Annotated in this window: 16 protein-coding genes; 14 read left to right on the forward strand and 2 right to left on the reverse strand. The window is 38.3% G+C overall.

Annotated elements, in window-relative coordinates:
- Positions 1–84: 84 nt before the first annotated feature.
- From H1R81_RS21065 to H1R81_RS21075, 3 genes are all read left to right on the forward strand, one after another.
- A complete protein-coding gene (locus H1R81_RS21065) occupies positions 85–1,242 on the forward strand; it encodes an MFS transporter (RefSeq protein WP_181842722.1) in 1,158 nt (385 codons plus the stop codon).
- A 218-nt stretch (positions 1,243–1,460) separates the two neighbouring features.
- The gene (locus H1R81_RS21070; protein WP_181842723.1) at positions 1,461–2,522 is read left to right on the forward strand and encodes a hypothetical protein; all 1,062 of its coding nucleotides are present in this window, start codon (positions 1,461–1,463) and stop codon (positions 2,520–2,522) included.
- Positions 2,523–2,877: 355 nt separating this feature from the next.
- Positions 2,878–3,561: a head GIN domain-containing protein gene (locus H1R81_RS21075; protein WP_181842724.1), complete on the forward strand. Its 684-nt coding sequence runs from the start codon at positions 2,878–2,880 to the stop codon at positions 3,559–3,561.
- A 102-nt stretch (positions 3,562–3,663) separates the two neighbouring features.
- On the opposite strand, the gene H1R81_RS21080 is transcribed toward H1R81_RS21075, so the two are convergent.
- The gene (locus tag H1R81_RS21080) at positions 3,664–5,454 is read right to left on the reverse strand and encodes an acyl-CoA dehydrogenase (protein ID WP_181842725.1); all 1,791 of its coding nucleotides are present in this window, start codon (positions 5,452–5,454) and stop codon (positions 3,664–3,666) included.
- A 55-nt stretch (positions 5,455–5,509) separates the two neighbouring features.
- The gene (locus H1R81_RS21085; RefSeq protein WP_181842726.1) at positions 5,510–5,818 is read right to left on the reverse strand and encodes an SCP2 sterol-binding domain-containing protein; all 309 of its coding nucleotides are present in this window, start codon (positions 5,816–5,818) and stop codon (positions 5,510–5,512) included.
- Between the two features lie 271 nt (positions 5,819–6,089).
- Between H1R81_RS21085 and H1R81_RS21090 the strand changes: the two genes are divergently transcribed.
- From H1R81_RS21090 to ftsZ, 11 genes are all read left to right on the forward strand, one after another.
- Entirely contained in the window at positions 6,090–6,692 is a 603-nt protein-coding gene (locus tag H1R81_RS21090; protein ID WP_181842727.1) for an RNA polymerase sigma factor, read from the forward strand.
- A 102-nt stretch (positions 6,693–6,794) separates the two neighbouring features.
- Positions 6,795–6,989: a hypothetical protein gene (locus H1R81_RS21095; protein ID WP_181842728.1), complete on the forward strand. Its 195-nt coding sequence runs from the start codon at positions 6,795–6,797 to the stop codon at positions 6,987–6,989.
- A 21-nt stretch (positions 6,990–7,010) separates the two neighbouring features.
- Positions 7,011–7,841 carry a mechanosensitive ion channel family protein gene (locus H1R81_RS21100; protein WP_181842729.1) on the forward strand — a complete coding sequence of 277 codons (831 nt, stop codon included), beginning with the start codon at positions 7,011–7,013 and terminating at the stop codon, positions 7,839–7,841.
- A gap of 192 nt (positions 7,842–8,033) precedes the next feature.
- The gene (locus H1R81_RS21105) at positions 8,034–8,978 is read left to right on the forward strand and encodes a DUF3078 domain-containing protein (RefSeq protein WP_181842730.1); all 945 of its coding nucleotides are present in this window, start codon (positions 8,034–8,036) and stop codon (positions 8,976–8,978) included.
- Between the two features lie 33 nt (positions 8,979–9,011).
- A complete protein-coding gene (gene mscL / locus H1R81_RS21110) occupies positions 9,012–9,338 on the forward strand; it encodes a large conductance mechanosensitive channel protein MscL (protein ID WP_181842731.1) in 327 nt (108 codons plus the stop codon).
- A gap of 315 nt (positions 9,339–9,653) precedes the next feature.
- Positions 9,654–10,838 (forward strand): FtsW/RodA/SpoVE family cell cycle protein, encoded by a 1,185-nt coding sequence (locus H1R81_RS21115; RefSeq protein WP_181842732.1) that lies wholly within the window; start codon positions 9,654–9,656, stop codon positions 10,836–10,838.
- Between the two features lie 28 nt (positions 10,839–10,866).
- Positions 10,867–11,967, forward strand: coding sequence for an undecaprenyldiphospho-muramoylpentapeptide beta-N-acetylglucosaminyltransferase (murG, locus tag H1R81_RS21120; protein WP_181842733.1), 1,101 nt, complete (start codon positions 10,867–10,869; stop codon positions 11,965–11,967).
- A 25-nt stretch (positions 11,968–11,992) separates the two neighbouring features.
- Positions 11,993–12,799 carry a GNAT family N-acetyltransferase gene (locus H1R81_RS21125; protein ID WP_181842734.1) on the forward strand — a complete coding sequence of 269 codons (807 nt, stop codon included), beginning with the start codon at positions 11,993–11,995 and terminating at the stop codon, positions 12,797–12,799.
- 58 nt (positions 12,800–12,857) lie between these two features.
- Positions 12,858–13,625 (forward strand): cell division protein FtsQ/DivIB, encoded by a 768-nt coding sequence (locus tag H1R81_RS21130; protein WP_181842735.1) that lies wholly within the window; start codon positions 12,858–12,860, stop codon positions 13,623–13,625.
- 77 nt (positions 13,626–13,702) lie between these two features.
- Positions 13,703–15,127, forward strand: a complete 1,425-nt coding sequence (gene ftsA / locus H1R81_RS21135) for a cell division protein FtsA (RefSeq protein ID WP_181842736.1) — start codon at positions 13,703–13,705, stop codon at positions 15,125–15,127.
- 232 nt (positions 15,128–15,359) lie between these two features.
- A complete protein-coding gene (gene ftsZ, locus H1R81_RS21140) occupies positions 15,360–16,676 on the forward strand; it encodes a cell division protein FtsZ (RefSeq protein WP_181842737.1) in 1,317 nt (438 codons plus the stop codon).
- Positions 16,677–16,684: the final 8 nt, after the last annotated feature.

Raw genomic sequence — 16,684 nt, forward strand, 5'->3', positions numbered from 1 at the left:
GATGCCGAAAATATTTTATCAAAGAAAAGCGTATCATTCTTCTACATACCAGTATAGTATGTGTTTCGTTCATTACCATGAGTTATGTTTAAACATTTATCCACTTTTTTCTTTCATCGTCAGAGTTTGGCTGTAGCTATGGTTTTTACAGCTATGGGCATTCTGTTTGGTAGCTGGGCCACTTTAATCCCCTTTGTAAAACAGAAATATGCCTTAGACGATGCACAGTTAGGTCTACTTCTCCTTTGTATGCCTTTAGGCGCAGCAGGTATGAATCCGTTTACCACCGTACTGATTAACCGTTTTGGTATGCGTAATATGACTATTGCAGGATTGGTTTTTATGTCTGTAGTCTATGCTATGCCAGTAACGCTCAATTATCTGCCTTTGGTGGCCTTTAGTCTGTTTCTGGTAGGCATCAGCATTTCTGTTACCAATGTATCAATGAATACCTGTGTTACGAGTCTGGAGCACCAGTATAATATCAATATTATGTCAACCTGTCATGGTATGTTCAGCGCAGGATTAATGTTCGGGTCTATTTTAGCGAGTTTTACACAGGGCATGAGAATCTCACCTGCTTATCATATGTGGTTGCTGGCGTTCAGCTTTATATCTCTGGCCTTTTTTATTCGTCCTACAGTAATCAGTATAGATGAAGAAAAGATAGAGCAGGGCGAAGGGGCAAAATTTGTATTTCCGAAGGGTGCATTGCTATTAATGATATTGATAAGCCTTTGTACTAATATTACAGAAGGTACAATGGCCGACTGGACAGCCGTGTATATGAGAGATGTAGTGCATACGCAAGATTATTTTATGGGTTGGGGCCTGGCTGGGTACTCTCTATTTATGTCGTTAGGTAGGTTTGCTGGAGATGCGCTTATTCCCCGCTATGGAGGGAATACCGTATTGCGAGTTGGGGGAATGATTGCGATAGGAGGTATTATTTTAGCCATTGCTTTACCATATACGCTTACAGCCATTATTGGTTTTGCTTTAGTGGGTGCAGGTGTTTCCTGCGGTGCGCCCATATTATACGGAAGTTCGGCCAGAGTTCCTGGTATGGCTAAAGGCGCAGGGCTGGCAACCATGAATACTTTTAGCATGGCCGGATTTTTAGCTGGTCCTGTTCTGATAGGGTTTGTTTCCAAAAGCATTAGTCTGCCATTTGCCTTTGGTGTAATAGCTTCTTTGGGTTTTGTATGGGTTTTATTAGTGAATAAGGTAAAATTATATTAAAAATTAGTAAAATATTTTTTTGGCACGCTAACCTAATGGAATGATATTTGTTTTATAAAATAATACACGAAGAATCTATACCCTAAGTCGCACACAAAGTCAACCTGCCCATATAATTTGTAATTACCATTAAATAAAATTTAGAAGAAAAAGTTTTTTTTCTAAAATGCGCTCATTAATTTTATAATCGGAAAACAGAAAAAATAAAGCAGGATTATATGAAAAAAATTATTTACTCTCTGGGAGTATGCCTTGCCGCTACTCAACTACACGCCCAGGTATTTAACAGCACTGATTTCTATGTAAGCGAAGGAGCAGTTGTTAGTTTTAATACCGATGTAGTGAATGATGGGAAACTTACAAATAATGGTAAGATACACTTCCAAAAAAACTTTGATAATCTTAACACTGTAAAATCAGCTGGTACAGTTGTGTTTGATGGCAACGCACCACAGGTTTTAAAAAGTTCAAAAGAGTTATCATTTGGTCAATTGCTATTAGATAACGATTTAAAATTAGAAACAGCTCTTCGTATCGACGAATCGCTTTCTTTCCGTAGAGGTATTATTGAATCATCTACACAAACTCCATTAGTATTCAGCGCAAATAGTAAATATGATGGTGCTTCAGACTTCTCGCACGTAAAAGGAGTAGTAAGCAAAGAAGGAAATGATGCCTTTGAATTCCCGTTAGGCGATGGCACCAATTTCCGCTCATTCCAGGTAGCAAGAACTGACGAAAGCCAGAAACTCTCTGCCGCATACCTGTTCAGAAGCCCGCTAAACGTTTCAGATCAGGTTTCAGAAGGTGTTGATGCAATCAATCAAAACGAATACTGGTCGTTGAAGTCTGAATCTTTAAAAGGTTCTGCTCAGGTTTCAGTAAACAACAAATCTGATTTAGACGGAATTGCCTTCTTGGATAAAGGTACCTGGTCTATGACAGATGATGCTAACCTTTCAGCTGCTACTAACCTGAAAGACGGTACACTTTTCACTTTGGCAAAAAGCCGTAATATTCAACCAGGCATTGGTGTGTATCCAAACCCGACAGAAGGTGAGTTCTTCCTTAAACTTTCAGGTATGAACGAAAACGAAAAGATTGTGGTTGACATCACTAATCAGGACGGTTCAAGAATTATGCACAAAGAGGGTTTCGTAAGAGACCTGCGCAAAGCATATCTATTGCCTGAAAATCTTCCTGCTACTGAATTAACAGTAAGAGTTATCAGAGACGGTTCTAAAAAAGCGTTATACCAAAAAATGATTCTGAACAAATAATCATTTTTTAAAAAAAATATACTCAGAAAAGCTGCCTTTATCAAGGTGGCTTTTTTGTTTTATGTATAGTCACATACGTATAGCGCATAAAACGAATCAGTAGCTTTATGCATTAAAACCTGAACAATTCCATCAATAGCTATCTGCAAGATTCCTATTGCTGAAATGTTTTTTTTAGTAAAAATAAATGTTATAGTTATATGGCCGAAAGTTGATTTACGAAAAACACACAAAACAAAGCAGTGTAGATATCGGAAAGCAAGGATTATATGAGAGAAAAATATTTGCGGTAAAATGCAACCTTTTTATATTTTTATCATCTTATTTTAGTACATACATAAACTATACCAAAATCATGAAAAGACTATTCATTTTATTCATCTTTTTTTCAACTACTGTTTTCGCACAAGAATCAAAGCGTTCATTCAATGTATCAGGCTTCGATAAATTAGATATGGGCAGTGCTTTCGTAATTACTGTTACCCAGGCAAGCAATTATAAAGTAGATGTAGCCGGACGTGAGCAGGACCTCAAAGACTTAGTGGTGAAGGTTTCAAATGGCAGATTAGATATTGGTTATCCTAATAACTGGGGAGGATGGAAAAACCGTAAGGAGGTATATGTAACCATTACGATGCCCAAATTAACAGAGGTTGACTTCTCTGGTGCAAGCAAAGCTAAAGTTTCAGGTTTTAAAAGTGAAACTTTCGACATTAGCGTATCAGGTGCTTCTCAGGCTACTTTTGATATTGATGCCAAAAACCTTTCGTTAGATTGCTCTGGAGCATCAGGTATTACCATTGTAGGCGATGGACAAAAACTAAGTGCAGATGTATCGGGAGCTTCAAGTATCAATGCTTATGATTTTAAAGTATCAACCGCTAATATAGATGCTTCCGGAGCCAGTGGTGCTAAAGTATATGTAACAAGTAAGATTGTAGCCGAAGCAAGCGGCGCAAGTAATGTACGTTACAAGGGAGGAGCTTCATCTGTAGTAGCTAATACTTCAGGAGCCGGTTCGGTAAAGTCAGTAAATTAATTAAATGAGCGGCCAATGCATGGTACTTAAAAAGCACCAGTTTACTATTTATCAGCCAACTTGGTTTAATAAAAAAGGGGAATGTCACTTCCCCTTTTTCATTTACATCACCACTTCTTTTTCAGTCATAATGGTGAGTACTTCTGTATCCTTCAGGCGGGTAGCCAGCCCTTGTGTTTTGGGCAATTCATAATGAAAGAAGTATTTCATTGTATGAATCTTACTTTCATAGAAATCAATATCATCATTGCCAGATAATAGTTTTTGCTGCGCAATAATGGCCTGCTTGAGCCATTGCCAGGCTATCACATTCAGGCTGAATAACTCCATATAAAGTGTGGCATCAGATAGAAATCTTTCTATATCTCCGGTTCCGGCAATCCCCAGCAGGTGCATGGTTACTTCCTGTAGTTGCTTGCTGCTTTCTGTAAGCAAGGTTGCATATTTTTTCAGTTCGCTATATCCTGTAGCCGACTGAATAGTTTTGCTAATTTCCTGAGCCAGTAGTTTCATGGTTTTTCCTCCGGCCATCATCACCTTTCTACCTAATAAGTCTTGTGATTGGATACCCGTTGTACCCTCATAGATAGGCGTAATACGAACGTCTCTGTAATATTGCTCCACCGGAAAATCTTCTGTAAAGCCATAACCACCAAAGCATTGAACGGCATCACTGATTGACTTTACACCATACTCACATGGGAATGTTTTGGCAACAGGGGTCAGTAGTTCTACCAATAAGTGTGCATTTTCTTTTTCGTCGGGATCATCACTTGCTTCAGCTAAATCGAAATATTTAGAAGTTTCTAATAATAAGGACAAACCACCTTCAACTACCGATTTCTGGAATAATAACATACGCTTCACATCCGGATGCTGGATGATCGGTATTTGTGGGGTATCTAAAGCTGTTTTGGCATTGAGCCTTCTGCTTTGTGGACGTTCTTTGGCGTATTCTAAGGCAGCATAATAGGCAGCAGAAGTGATGGATACACCTGTAAGTCCTACACCAATACGGGCTTCATTCATCATCTGAAACATATAGTTCAGACCTTTATTAGGTTCTCCTAACAGATAACCAATGCAATCATCATTTTTGTCGCCAAAACCAAGATGCATAGCCGGAACCCCCTTCTGACCTAATTTGTGATAAATACCCATAGAGGTAATATCGTTATCGGCACCATCAAGGCGGTATTTAGGTACTACAAACAACGAAATCCCTTTGGTACCTTTTGGTGCACCTTTAATTCGGGCTAAGAACAGATGAATAACATTGTCAGTAGCATCATGGTCTCCGGCCGAAATAAATACCTTTTGCCCCCGGATTTTATAAGTACCGTCTTCTAATGGTTCGGCAGACGAGGTAATATCAGAGAGCGAGCTTCCGGCTTGTGGCTCGGTCAAACACATAGTGCCTTGCCATTTGCCCGAAATCATATTCTCGATATAATCTCTTTTTAAATCTTCAGAACCGAAATTGGCAATTAATCGGGCTCCTCCGGCGGTTAAACCAATGTACATCATCCCGTTATTGGCCGACATCAGAATATACCCCACTGCACTGGTTATAGTAACAGGCAATTGTGCACCCCCGTTTTCATAATCAAAGTCTGCCCCAATAATGCCTGACTCACCCACTGCCTTTAGGTAATTTCTGATAGAGGGGTGAACTTTCACTTTGCCGTCTTTCAGCTCAGGCTGATTTTTATCAACATCTTTCACAAACGGAAACATCAGGTTTTCGGCAATCTGGGTTGCCGCATCGATAGTCATATCAAATGTTTCCTTATTGTGGTCAGCAAAATAGCTGTGCTGTGTCAGTGATTCTACGTCATGAACTTCATACAGTAGAAAATTCACATTTCGTTTACTGAAAAAATTCTTTGCCATGATACAATTTTGGAAAAGTGTTAATGGTATCGAATAATAAATAAGAACCAGGATCTTACATTAATCCTAACATTTTAGCATATTTCATCATCGCACCTGGGTTCGATAATTTCAATTTGCCCATCATCATGGCCATCATAGGGTTCATATCGCCTGTGGCGATTTTTACAAAATCATCAGCGTCTGCCTTAATCACACACTCCGCATCTCCTACCATACCTTCTTTTAATTCTGCTTTACCATCGGCTACCTGCATAGAGTAGTTTGTACCACCAAAGTCAAAATGTAATATTGTGTTTACATCACCTATTTCCGTTGCGTTTAGTCTTGCAGCGGTATTTTCTAAGTATTCTTTTGCCGACATAGTTTAATAAAGTTTATTAAAAGGATTTGAATGGCGAATTTAAAGATAAGATAAATATTATGCAAGCATACTAATTTTTTTATAAAAAATTTGTCATTTTAATTAAAAAAATAAATATTTGATGGTAATACATTAGCTATTTCGTAATACTTTCGTATATTATTTCAATTGCGAAATAGCCAATAAAAAAGCAAAAATTTTTGCGTGCTAACGATAACCTAAGAAAAAAATCTTTCCATATAGTTACTTTTCCCTAATCATACTGTCAGAATTGAAAAACAAAGCTTTTAAAGTAGTTGCAGATGAAGAGTTGGTTCGTTTGTATATCGAAACCCAACGTAATATTTATTTTGAAGAAATTTATGATCGCTATGTCGATAAAGTATATCGGAAATGCCTGTCGTTTGTGAAAAATGAGGCGCAGGCTGAAGATTTTACACACGATATTTTTTTAAGAATAGTATTAAAACTTGGCTCTTTTAAAGAACACGCCAAGTTTTCAACGTGGCTTTACTCAATTACCTACAATTATTGTATGGATCAGGTAAGGCAGGTGAAACGACAAGCAGAGGTAGCATTAGATGAAAACTTTGACCTGGCAGACGATGGATATGATGTAGAGTTAGTAGAAATGCAATCACAGGGGCTAAAAAAAGCCCTGCAAAAGATTGACCCTGACGAAAGAGCCATATTACTGATGAAATATCAGGACGATTTTAGTATTAAAGAAATTTCGGAAACTTTTAAGATAACCGAAAGTGCTGTAAAAATGCGCTTAATGCGTACCAAAGAGAAAATAAAAAAGATTTATACAGAGAATATTATTTTCTTCCTTATTGTAATAATCAAAGTTATCTGGTTCTGGAGAAAGTAGTTGCCAGACAGTGCATTTTAAGATGTTTAAACTGTTGAAAGATATAATTAAAAGAGAGATTCTTGAAATGTTGAGTACGATTTTCTAAAAAATATTTTTTTTATGACTGACGATACATTTCAGGATTTTGACGATGATGCTCAAGCCCCCGCGCACCTCAAAGGGATGATTACTGCGGAAATTGATGTTATTCGGGATATAATGCAGGTCGTACAGATGTTTTTAGGAGAAACAATGGTTACGGGAGTAATATTATTGCAGGAATTAGAGGATAAACCAAAAAAAGATAAAGAGTAAAAATTTTGAATGAGTTAACCTATGGATAGAAGGGTACCAAGTTTTGTCGAGACACTTATGGAAACTTTTAATAACCTTATTAAGAGTTTCATGGGCTTTGTGTATAATCTGTTTGGCGCATTAGCTATATTGATTATAGGTTGGCTGGTTGCTAAAGCTGTGGCTGCCATTACCAAGAAGATGCTTCAGCAGGTAGGTGCCGATAAAATCGGTGAAAAACTGACCCAGATGGAGCCTATCAAGAGTATGAAGGTTGAGATAAAAATAAGCACTATAGTATCTAAGATTCTCTACTATTTTATTCTCATATTTATCTTGCGTCCGGCAGCAGATACTTTAGGTGTACCTGCTATTTCGGATATGGTGAAATTATTGGTTGAGTTTATTCCGAAAATGATTTCGGCGGGCATCATGTTATTTGCGGGTATCTGGCTTGCCGATACACTACGCAATTTTGTAGTATCGCTTTGTAAGTCTTTCAATATTGCCGCCGGAAAGTTAATCGGAACAGCCGTTTTCTTCTTTCTGCTTATTATTTTTGTTATTCAGTCGGTAGCTCAGGTAGGAATTAATACAAGCCTGTTAGAATCAAGTTTCAATCTGTTTATAGGCGGAATCATTTTTGCATTTGCCATTGGATATGGCTTTGCTTCTAAAGAAATATTATTGAATATTATCTCATCATTTTATAGCAAGAATAAATATAGAGAAGGACAAGTCGTAGAAATAGATGGGGTAAAAGGTGAAATTATTGCAATGGATAACACTTCTTTAACGCTACAGACTGAAGAGTCGAAAACGGTATTTCCGCTGCAAGTGCTTCAATCGAAAAAAATTGTAATTTTTGAGTGATACAAAAATTAATACAGACATTTGGTTACTCTACTGATACGAATCTATAATACTGTCGTATTAAGAGAATAATTGTTTCTGCTGAAATAATTCAACTGACATTAAAATTCTTTCAAACTGTGCTGGTCATTTAAAAGTAATGATTAGACATAACTCTTTTTGACCAGACATATCTAATTTAAATCTAATAAAATGAGAAAGTACGTTCTTATCATCACAATTATCTTATCAGCTTCAGGTGTGTGGGCCCAAAAAACTGACACACTTAGTTTAAAAAATGCAAAGACATTAGCAGACTCACTTAAAATTGGCTTCTGGAAACCCCGGAATACACAATTTGGTATTAACTTTAGCCAGGCAGCTTTTAATAACTGGCAGGGCGGTGGGATAAACAACTGGTCTATAGGGGCTTTATTTAACAACCATGCAGAGTATTATAAAAACAAAGGTGCATTTGTCAGTGACATTCAGTTTCAATTAGGAACCATCAATAATAAAGGACAAAGAAGAGCCAAAAGTATTGACCGCCTGTTTATGGAGGCCAAATATGCTCATAAAATAAGCCCTAAAGTAAACTGGTTTGCAGGAGCCAACTTTTTATCACAGTTTGCGTCAGGGGTAGTGTACGAAAACGACGGTTTGCCTACCGAGCGCAAGCGAACGATTTCAAGCTTTATGGCTCCAGGTTATTTATCAGAGGGTATAGGTGTTGAGTATAAGCCTGTTCCTTATTTTGTGATACAGTTAGGTGGGGCTACGCTTCGTCAGACTTTTGTTTCAAGCGATAAAGTCTTTACAGATTTCACAGAATATAATAAGAAAAACGACGCCTATGGCGTAAAAAAAGGCAAGAAAGTATTGTTTGAAACGGGTTTTCAGTTAGTCGCTGCTTTTGATAAAGACATCGCCAAAAATGTAAATCTGAAGTGCCGTTATCAGGCATTCCTGGCCTACACACCAAAAAGAGAGGCACCGGATAAAAACTCAATTGATCACAACATTAACCTGATTGCCACAGCTAAAGTGAATAAGTATCTGAACCTGAACTTTACGCTCCTCGGAATTTACGACAGAGATCAGATTGATAAGTTCCAGATAAGTCAGGGATTTGCCGCAGGATTATTGTTTACATTATAATTTTTTATAAACCCTTTAAATGCCTGAAAAACAATGTTAAATGAATTCAAAACCTTTATTGCCAAAGGCAATGTCCTTGACCTGGCTATCGGTGTGGTTATTGGTGCTGCATTCGGTAAAATCACCACTTCATTGGTAGAAGATATCATTATGCCGGTTGTGAATTTATTCACAGGAGGAGGAATCACCGGTGGTATTGTATTAAAAGAAGCTACTGTTGATGCAACCGGTAAAGAAGTGCCAGCTATTGCTATTAATTATGGTAATTTTTTGAGCGTAGTAATCAACTTCTTTATTATCGCTTTTGTGCTTTTCCTGATTGTAAAAGCTGCCAATAAAATGAAACTGACAGATAAATAATTAAACAGTAAGCAGAAAAACCTCTTGTACGTTTGCCAAAACCTGCAAGGGGTTTTTTGTCAGCTTTTGTTTAAAAACGATAGTTTGCCAAAACAAACCCCGAATAATCTGGTTTATCAATGAAAAAAGAAAGAAAATTCATCAGATATATAAGAGAATAACCCTAAAATAAATTTTCCAATTTTTCTTTTTCTTTCATTCATAAATAATTTACATTTGTTACCGAGTTTAATTTTGGGCATACAAATGTCTGACTTTAAAGAATATCGTGCTTATATCCTATAATCTTTTGGCGGTGTTCCGCTACAATAAGTCATGGAAACGTGGTTAAAAGACAAACTGCGTGGCGATTGGCAAATCTGGTTTATTATCGCCGTGCTTTCATTATTTAGTGTACTGGTAGTTTACAGTGCCAGTTCTGCTCTTGCCTATAAAAGAGCCGGTGGAAACACCGAAAGCTATCTTCTCTCTCATACAGTTCACCTACTACTGGGTTTGGGAGTAATCTGGGGTATGCACCGGATTAATTACACAAATTTTGCAGGTATTTCAAGATTATTACTTTGGGTTACTCCAATCATCTTGTTATATACTTATTTCTTTGGCACAACTGTCGGAGGAACCAAGCGCTGGATAAATATCTTCGGTATCTCATTTCAGTCGTCAGATTTAGTACGTTTAGTATTGATTACCAATCTTGCGGCTATGTTAGCGCGAAGACAAAATATGGAATACAACCCAAAGACTCTTTTAGGGCTTATTTTCTGGTGCGGATTACTCTGTGGTATGCTTGCAGTAACCAATTTCTCCACTGCCATTATACTTGGGCTCACTTGCTTTATCATTATGTGGGTCGGGCGTGTGCCTGCCCGATACCTGTTCCGTATGGCAGGTTTTGTGGTTGGAGCTATTGTAATAGTATTAAGTATTAGTATCTTTTTATACAACAGAGGTGTTGACTTTGGTCGGGGGCAAGTTGTATTGGAGCGTATAGAGGCTTTTGCCAAAATAGATCTGAATAGAGATAGAGAAATAGGAAACCCGGAAAGAGATGATAGCTATCAACGAGACCAGGCCATGATTGCCATTGCCAGAGGTGGTGTAGTGGGTATTGGCCCGGGTAAGAGTTTTCAGCGTAATTATCTGCCCGAGGCTTTTTCAGATTATATCTACGCCATTATTGTAGAAGAATACGGCTTTATCGGAGCTATTGGTGTTATGTTTATGTACCTCTGGCTTTTATATAGAGGTTTGAAAAACGTGGAAAATACTAATCGGGCTTTCGGTGGACTACTCTGTGTAGGGCTTACTTTTAGTATTGTATTTCAGGCATTCGTCCATATGTTTATCAATGTAGGTTTAGGCCCTGTAACCGGACAAACCCTACCATTGATGAGTATGGGTGGAACCTCAATCTTGTTTACATCTGTAGCCATCGGCATTGTATTAAGTGTAACAAAAGGAGAGCACGACGAGGGTAAGGTAGCCGCTTTAAAATAATAACCCTATAATTTTCCATAAAAACTGCATGAGTAAAGGTACTAAAATAATAATTTCGGGTGGAGGTACAGGCGGGCATATATATCCAGCCGTGGCAATTGCCAATGAACTGAAAGCCAAAGACCCGGGTGTAGAAATATTATTTGTGGGAGCCGAAGGAAAAATGGAAATGGAAAAAGTACCTAAAGCAGGCTATAAAATTATAGGCTTACCTATTGCAGGTATTAATCGTTCCAATATGTTAGCCAATATAGGATTGCCATTTAAGCTGCTCAGAAGTTTATGGAAAACATACAGCGTTCTCAGAAGTTTTAAGCCCAATGTAGCTATTGGTGTAGGGGGGTATGCCAGTGGGCCAACATTAATAATGGCTAATTTTTTAAAAGTACCAACACTTATTCAGGAACAAAACTCATTTGCAGGCGTAACAAATAAAAATTTAGCAAAAAAAGCAAAGAAAATATGCGTGGCGTATCCGGGTATGGAGCGGTTTTTCCCGGCAGATAAAATTGTTATGACCGGTAATCCGGTAAGGAAAGATATTTTAGAAACAGCCTCTAAGCGAGCGCAGGCATTGAAACATTTTGGCTTGAGTGATGATAGAAAAATACTTCTTATTATAGGGGGTAGCCAGGGAGCAAAAACCATTAATGAGTCAATAAGAGCGGGTTTGAACGATTTAATTTCTAACGATTTACAGATTATCTGGCAAACAGGTAAATTGTTTATAGAGCAGGCAAAATCAGCGGTAGATGCTTTGCAGACCAATCGGGTATTTGTATCTGACTTTATTTATGAAATGGATCTGGCCTATGCCGCCGCCGATCTGGTAGTTTCGAGAGCAGGAGCACTGTCAGTATCTGAATTGTGCCTTGCAGCCAAGCCTGCTATTTTAGTGCCATTTCCGGCTGCTGCCGAAGACCACCAGACCCAGAATGCTTTAAGCCTGGTAAATGCGAATGCCGCATGGCTGGTAAAAGATGCAGAGGCCAGAGAAAAGTTAGTGGATAAAGCCATAGAATTGGCCGATAACCCGGCAACCATGAAAGAATTAAGCAAAAATATCAAGGCTTTAGGGAAACCGAATGCAGGGCAGGAGATAGCAGAAGAAGTCTTGCGTTTAATATAGTATAAGCATTACCTGAAAACCCTTTATGAAAATTTTCTTTTCTGAAAACAGAGTTGATTATTCAAATTATACCTTCGATTACGCGATTTACTGTTACAAGGAGTCGCAGGAAGAAATACCTGAGATTTACGCAAAGGGTTTTTTACCCTATACAGGAGATTTGAGTATAGAAGGAGATATTTTTTATTTAGCCAGGAGTTTAAGAGTTGAATTAGAGAATTTTGATGATACTTCCGAAAACCGAAGAGTCAATCGTTTAATGGAACCGTTAAAGGTTGAATTAGAAGTAATTAAAAAAGAAAATTTTGATTTAAACGATACAGGCTTTGTTAATTTTTGTCAGGAATATATCTCGCAACGCATAGGTGACGATAATATGAGTATAGAGCGTTGGCAATATATCCTGTCGAGAGAAATAGGAACGCATATTTTTCGTTTTTCATCAGAGGGCAAGTTGTTAGGATTTATCCTTGGTGCTTTAGAGGAGAATATATTACATTACTGGTTTGCGTTCTTTGATACTGAATATATGCGCTCGCACTCGTTAGGCAAGTGGATGATGTGGAGAGCCATACGCTGGGCAAAAGATTCTGGTTTGCAATATGTATATTTAGGTACAGCCTATAAACCAGGAGCTTTATACAAAATCCGAGACCACAAAGGATTAGCGTACTTTAATGGATATGAATGGAGCAAGGATATTGAAAAATTAAAAGAACTTTGCAAAACCGATTTAGAACCCAAAGAAGCTGATCATTTTAAGATGCTTGGCGATAAGAATGGATTCTTGAAGAAATTGTCTTCAAAGAAATACATCAATAAAAATCAGTGAAATCAGGTCAATCAGTTAAATCAAAGATCAAGACATAATATTTACGTGCTAACTGAAAATGGAAAAGAAAGTTAATTTTAAGAAAGTCGGCAGGTGGGTCATGGCTGGGAGTGCCTTGATTGCCGTTGTCTTGTTGATTGTTTTTTCAAGTAATACCTTTTCAACCGACCGTTGTAAAAAAATTGAGATAAAAATCAAAAATGCCAATGAACAGTTCTTTATAGACAAACAGGAAATTGAAAATTTAGCTACCAAACATGGGAGTGATCAGTTGACCGGGAGATTATTTGAAAAAATAGATTTACGTGAAATAGAAAAAAGAGTATTGAAAAATAAACAAATTAAGAGCTGTCAGGTTTTCAGAGGTATAGAAGGTAATCTGAATATTGATATAGAACAACATATTCCTGTGGCTCGTATCCTGATGTCTGACGGCCGTGAAGATGTATATGTGGATAATGAAGGATACTTTTTTCCCCTTTCTGAAAGATATTCCGCAAGAATTATATTGCTTTCGGGTGAATATTTCCGAAATTTGCCGAGTTTAAAACAACAACGTCAGGAAAATTTATTAAATTTCATCAATTTAATAAACGATGACAATTTCTTAAAGGCTCAATTTACTCAATTAGATATTAACCGGGCCGGAAATATCACCATTGTCCCCTTGTTAGGGAAACATACAGTTGAGTTTGGAGAGCCTGAAAATATTCAGAATCGATTGAATCGCTTAAAAATATTTTACAAGCAGATTTTACCCGTACAAGGCTGGGATACGTTCTCTCATGTGAGTGTAAAGTATGACGGGCAGGTAGTCTGTAAGTAAAAAGAGGTCGGCATTTATAGTTTATGAAACCTCCATAAGCTAAATAGTCATGGATAAATGCCCTAAAAATTAACGAAATGAGTAAAGGCGTAATAGTAGGTATTGACATTGGCAGCACGAAGATTTGTGCCGTTGCTGGCATTATGGACGAGGTTGGGAAAGTAAAAATTCTTGACATCGTAGAAGAACCTACCCAGAGGGGAAGGGTATCGAATGGTACCGTAGTGAATTTGGAGTTTACCGCAAAAGATATTGATCGTATCCTGAATATACTTTCTGATAAGGCCGAAATCAATATCCATAATGTGATTGTCAATATATCAGGCGAGAATGTAGAGGGTAAGGCACATCAGAGTTTTCTGACAAGAGATGATAGCCGCAGTACTATTCGTAAAGAGGAAATAGAAAGATTAGCTGTCGATATTCGTAAGTCCTTCCGCCCGACGGCAGGAAATATCATTATTCATACATTCCCACAAGAATTTATTGTTGACAGAGCCATTGTTCCTGATAACCCGGTAGGCCGTTTCGGAATTACATTAGGCGGAAATTTCTTTTTAATTTCAACGCCTAATGACCCTCATCTGGCACTGCGCCGAACTATTGAGAGTGTGGGGGTTAAAGTACAGAACAATCATCGGTTTGTTCCGCTCAGAATCGTTCATACATTATTTACGCCTTTGGCTGATGCGATGGCCGTATTGAGCGAAATAGATAAAAAATTAGGCGTAGCAGTAGTAAATATTGGTGGAGATACCACCGAAATCGCTATTTTTCAGGAAAGTGGCCTGCGCCATATTTCAGTAATCCCGTTTGCAGGTAAGAGTATTACCAACGACTTGGTTAAGGCATTCCAAATACTACCTGACCACGCCGAAAAACTGAAACTGATAATGGGGGCTATTCCACCTGATGAAGTAGGAAAGAATGACATTATCAAGATTCCGGGAGTAGAGGGTTTGCCCGATAAAGAAATTGTGGCACAAAACGTAAGTATTATCATCGAAGAGCGGGTGAAAGAACTGGCCTCTATGGTAATGGCTGAAATTATGCACTCGGGTTATGATGGGCAGCTGATCAGCGGGGTAGTGTTAACAGGTGGTACGTCTAATATCGCCATGATAAAGGAAGTATTCACCAAAGTAACCAATGGAATGAATATCCGGGTAGGGAATACTATCCGAAACATCGGGCAAACAGCAGTCAGTAAAATTACTGATCCGAAATATGCCACAGTAGTAGGCCTCGTTTTATCAGGATTTATGCCGTTGGACGAACGCGTGCCTGAAGAAGTAATCTGGGGTGATGTGCCCGAAAGCCAAGTAAGTATGGGCAATTATAACAATGGCTATGATACTCCTAACAATCGGGTAAATGGTAAAAAAGAAGAACCCCCACAGGAAGAAGAACAGAATGGAGGCGGAATATTCGGGTGGTTTAAGAAAAAAGTTTCTTCGGCCGGGAAAATTGATATGGGAGACGATAAAAATTATACAAATTAATTAACAAGACGAGCGTGCTAAGTGGGGTATATATTTAAAACAATTAAGCGTATTTTTGAGTATATATTTTAAAACCATAATTAATAAGTAAATAAACGTATTTGCTGCTAAACGATAATGCCAGACCTTATAAGAATTCATATTCCTCACAGGAGTAGAACATTGCGTTTACCCCAGATATTTTTGTTGACTGAACAACAAGCTTTCCTAATCTACATAAATTCATACTGACATGTCTCCAGAACCAGAATTCGAAATCGTTTCGAGCAAAAACAAATTTAAAAACATCATCAAGGTGATTGGTGTTGGTGGTGCAGGCTGTAATGCAGTAAAGCATATGCACCATTTAGGTGTGCGTGATATTGGTTTGGTAATTTGTAACACCGACCAGCAGGCTTTGGAATCAGCACCTTCGGAAATCCGCCGCTTACAGATTGGAATTGAGCTAACCAAAGGATTAGGTGCGGGGACAGAAGCGAAAATGGGTCAGAAAGCTGCCGAAGAAAGCGAAAAGGCAATTCGGGAAGTATTAAAAGAGCCTACAGAGATGGTATTTATTACGGCAGGTATGGGGGGAGGAACTGGTACAGGTGCTGCTCCGGTAATTGCTCGGATAGCCAAAGACATGGGGCGCCTGACTGTAGCCGTTGTAACTGATCCTTTTACATTTGAAGGTGAAGAGAAAATCAAACAGGCAAGAGCCGGAATTGAAGAACTGAAAAAACATAGCGATACTGTATTGATAATCAAGAACGAACGTCTTGAAATGCAATATGGTGATATGGATATTGAAGATGCTTATGCCAAAGCTGATGATGTATTGGCCAATGGTGTAAAAAGTATTGCCGAATTAATTACCCGTCCCGGAATTATCAATCTTGACTTTGCCGATGTAAAGAAAGTATTAGGTGGTGCCGGACAAGCCGTCATGGGTACTGCAGAAGCTGAGGGGGATAAAAGAGCAGAAGAAGCAATTAAAGCAGCCCTTTCTTCTCCTTTATTAGAGAGCAATGGTATCAGTGGTGCGCAAAGAGTATTGGTTAGTATTGCCTATAGCCCTGAGCATAAAATCAAATTATCTGACCAGACATTGGTAACAAAGTTTATTGAGAGTCAGATTCAGGCAAAAGCCCAATTGTTTAAACACGGTTTTGCCGTAGACGACCAACTGGGTAAAAAAGTAAGGGTAACCATCGTAGCCGCTGGCTTTGACCTTGCCCCTGAACCAGAGGTAGAAAAAGAGGTTAAGTCTGAGACTCTAAAAGAAAACGCATCCCAAGAGAGCACTGTAAAAACTGAAAGAGGTCAGTCACAGCCTGAGGTAATTCAGGTTGTTATTCCAGAAACTCCTAAACGAGATGATATGGAACAAATCAGAACCATGATTCAGCGATTCATGCGTGAGGGTTACCGTAATCCGGCATTAAATCATCCGACTTACGCCCGCAATGGTATTGAATTGCAAGATGTAAGAAAACTGAAACAGGGAAACAAGGTTTTAGAATATGAATTAGACCATTTACTGAGCATGATGGAATCTGCCAGATGATTTTTTTG

This window comes from Emticicia sp. BO119 (assembly GCF_013912375.1).
Classification (GTDB): domain Bacteria; phylum Bacteroidota; class Bacteroidia; order Cytophagales; family Spirosomataceae; genus Emticicia.

What these genes read in the sequence shown, in the direction of transcription:
- H1R81_RS21080 (WP_181842725.1), bottom strand. Translation starts at nt 5,454, where the DNA reads ATGGCAAAGAATTTTTTCAGTAAACGAAATGTGAATTTTCTACTGTAT.
- H1R81_RS21100 (WP_181842729.1), top strand. Translation starts at nt 7,011, where the DNA reads ATGGATAGAAGGGTACCAAGTTTTGTCGAGACACTTATGGAAACTTTT.
- mscL (WP_181842731.1), top strand. Translation starts at nt 9,012, where the DNA reads ATGTTAAATGAATTCAAAACCTTTATTGCCAAAGGCAATGTCCTTGAC.
- H1R81_RS21070 (WP_181842723.1), top strand. Translation starts at nt 1,461, where the DNA reads ATGAAAAAAATTATTTACTCTCTGGGAGTATGCCTTGCCGCTACTCAA.
- H1R81_RS21065 (WP_181842722.1), top strand. Translation starts at nt 85, where the DNA reads ATGTTTAAACATTTATCCACTTTTTTCTTTCATCGTCAGAGTTTGGCT.
- H1R81_RS21105 (WP_181842730.1), top strand. Translation starts at nt 8,034, where the DNA reads ATGAGAAAGTACGTTCTTATCATCACAATTATCTTATCAGCTTCAGGT.
- H1R81_RS21095 (WP_181842728.1), top strand. Translation starts at nt 6,795, where the DNA reads ATGACTGACGATACATTTCAGGATTTTGACGATGATGCTCAAGCCCCC.
- H1R81_RS21075 (WP_181842724.1), top strand. Translation starts at nt 2,878, where the DNA reads ATGAAAAGACTATTCATTTTATTCATCTTTTTTTCAACTACTGTTTTC.
- murG (WP_181842733.1), top strand. Translation starts at nt 10,867, where the DNA reads ATGAGTAAAGGTACTAAAATAATAATTTCGGGTGGAGGTACAGGCGGG.
- H1R81_RS21130 (WP_181842735.1), top strand. Translation starts at nt 12,858, where the DNA reads ATGGAAAAGAAAGTTAATTTTAAGAAAGTCGGCAGGTGGGTCATGGCT.
- ftsZ (WP_181842737.1), top strand. Translation starts at nt 15,360, where the DNA reads ATGTCTCCAGAACCAGAATTCGAAATCGTTTCGAGCAAAAACAAATTT.
- H1R81_RS21085 (WP_181842726.1), bottom strand. Translation starts at nt 5,818, where the DNA reads ATGTCGGCAAAAGAATACTTAGAAAATACCGCTGCAAGACTAAACGCA.
- H1R81_RS21115 (WP_181842732.1), top strand. Translation starts at nt 9,654, where the DNA reads ATGGAAACGTGGTTAAAAGACAAACTGCGTGGCGATTGGCAAATCTGG.
- H1R81_RS21125 (WP_181842734.1), top strand. Translation starts at nt 11,993, where the DNA reads ATGAAAATTTTCTTTTCTGAAAACAGAGTTGATTATTCAAATTATACC.
- ftsA (WP_181842736.1), top strand. Translation starts at nt 13,703, where the DNA reads ATGAGTAAAGGCGTAATAGTAGGTATTGACATTGGCAGCACGAAGATT.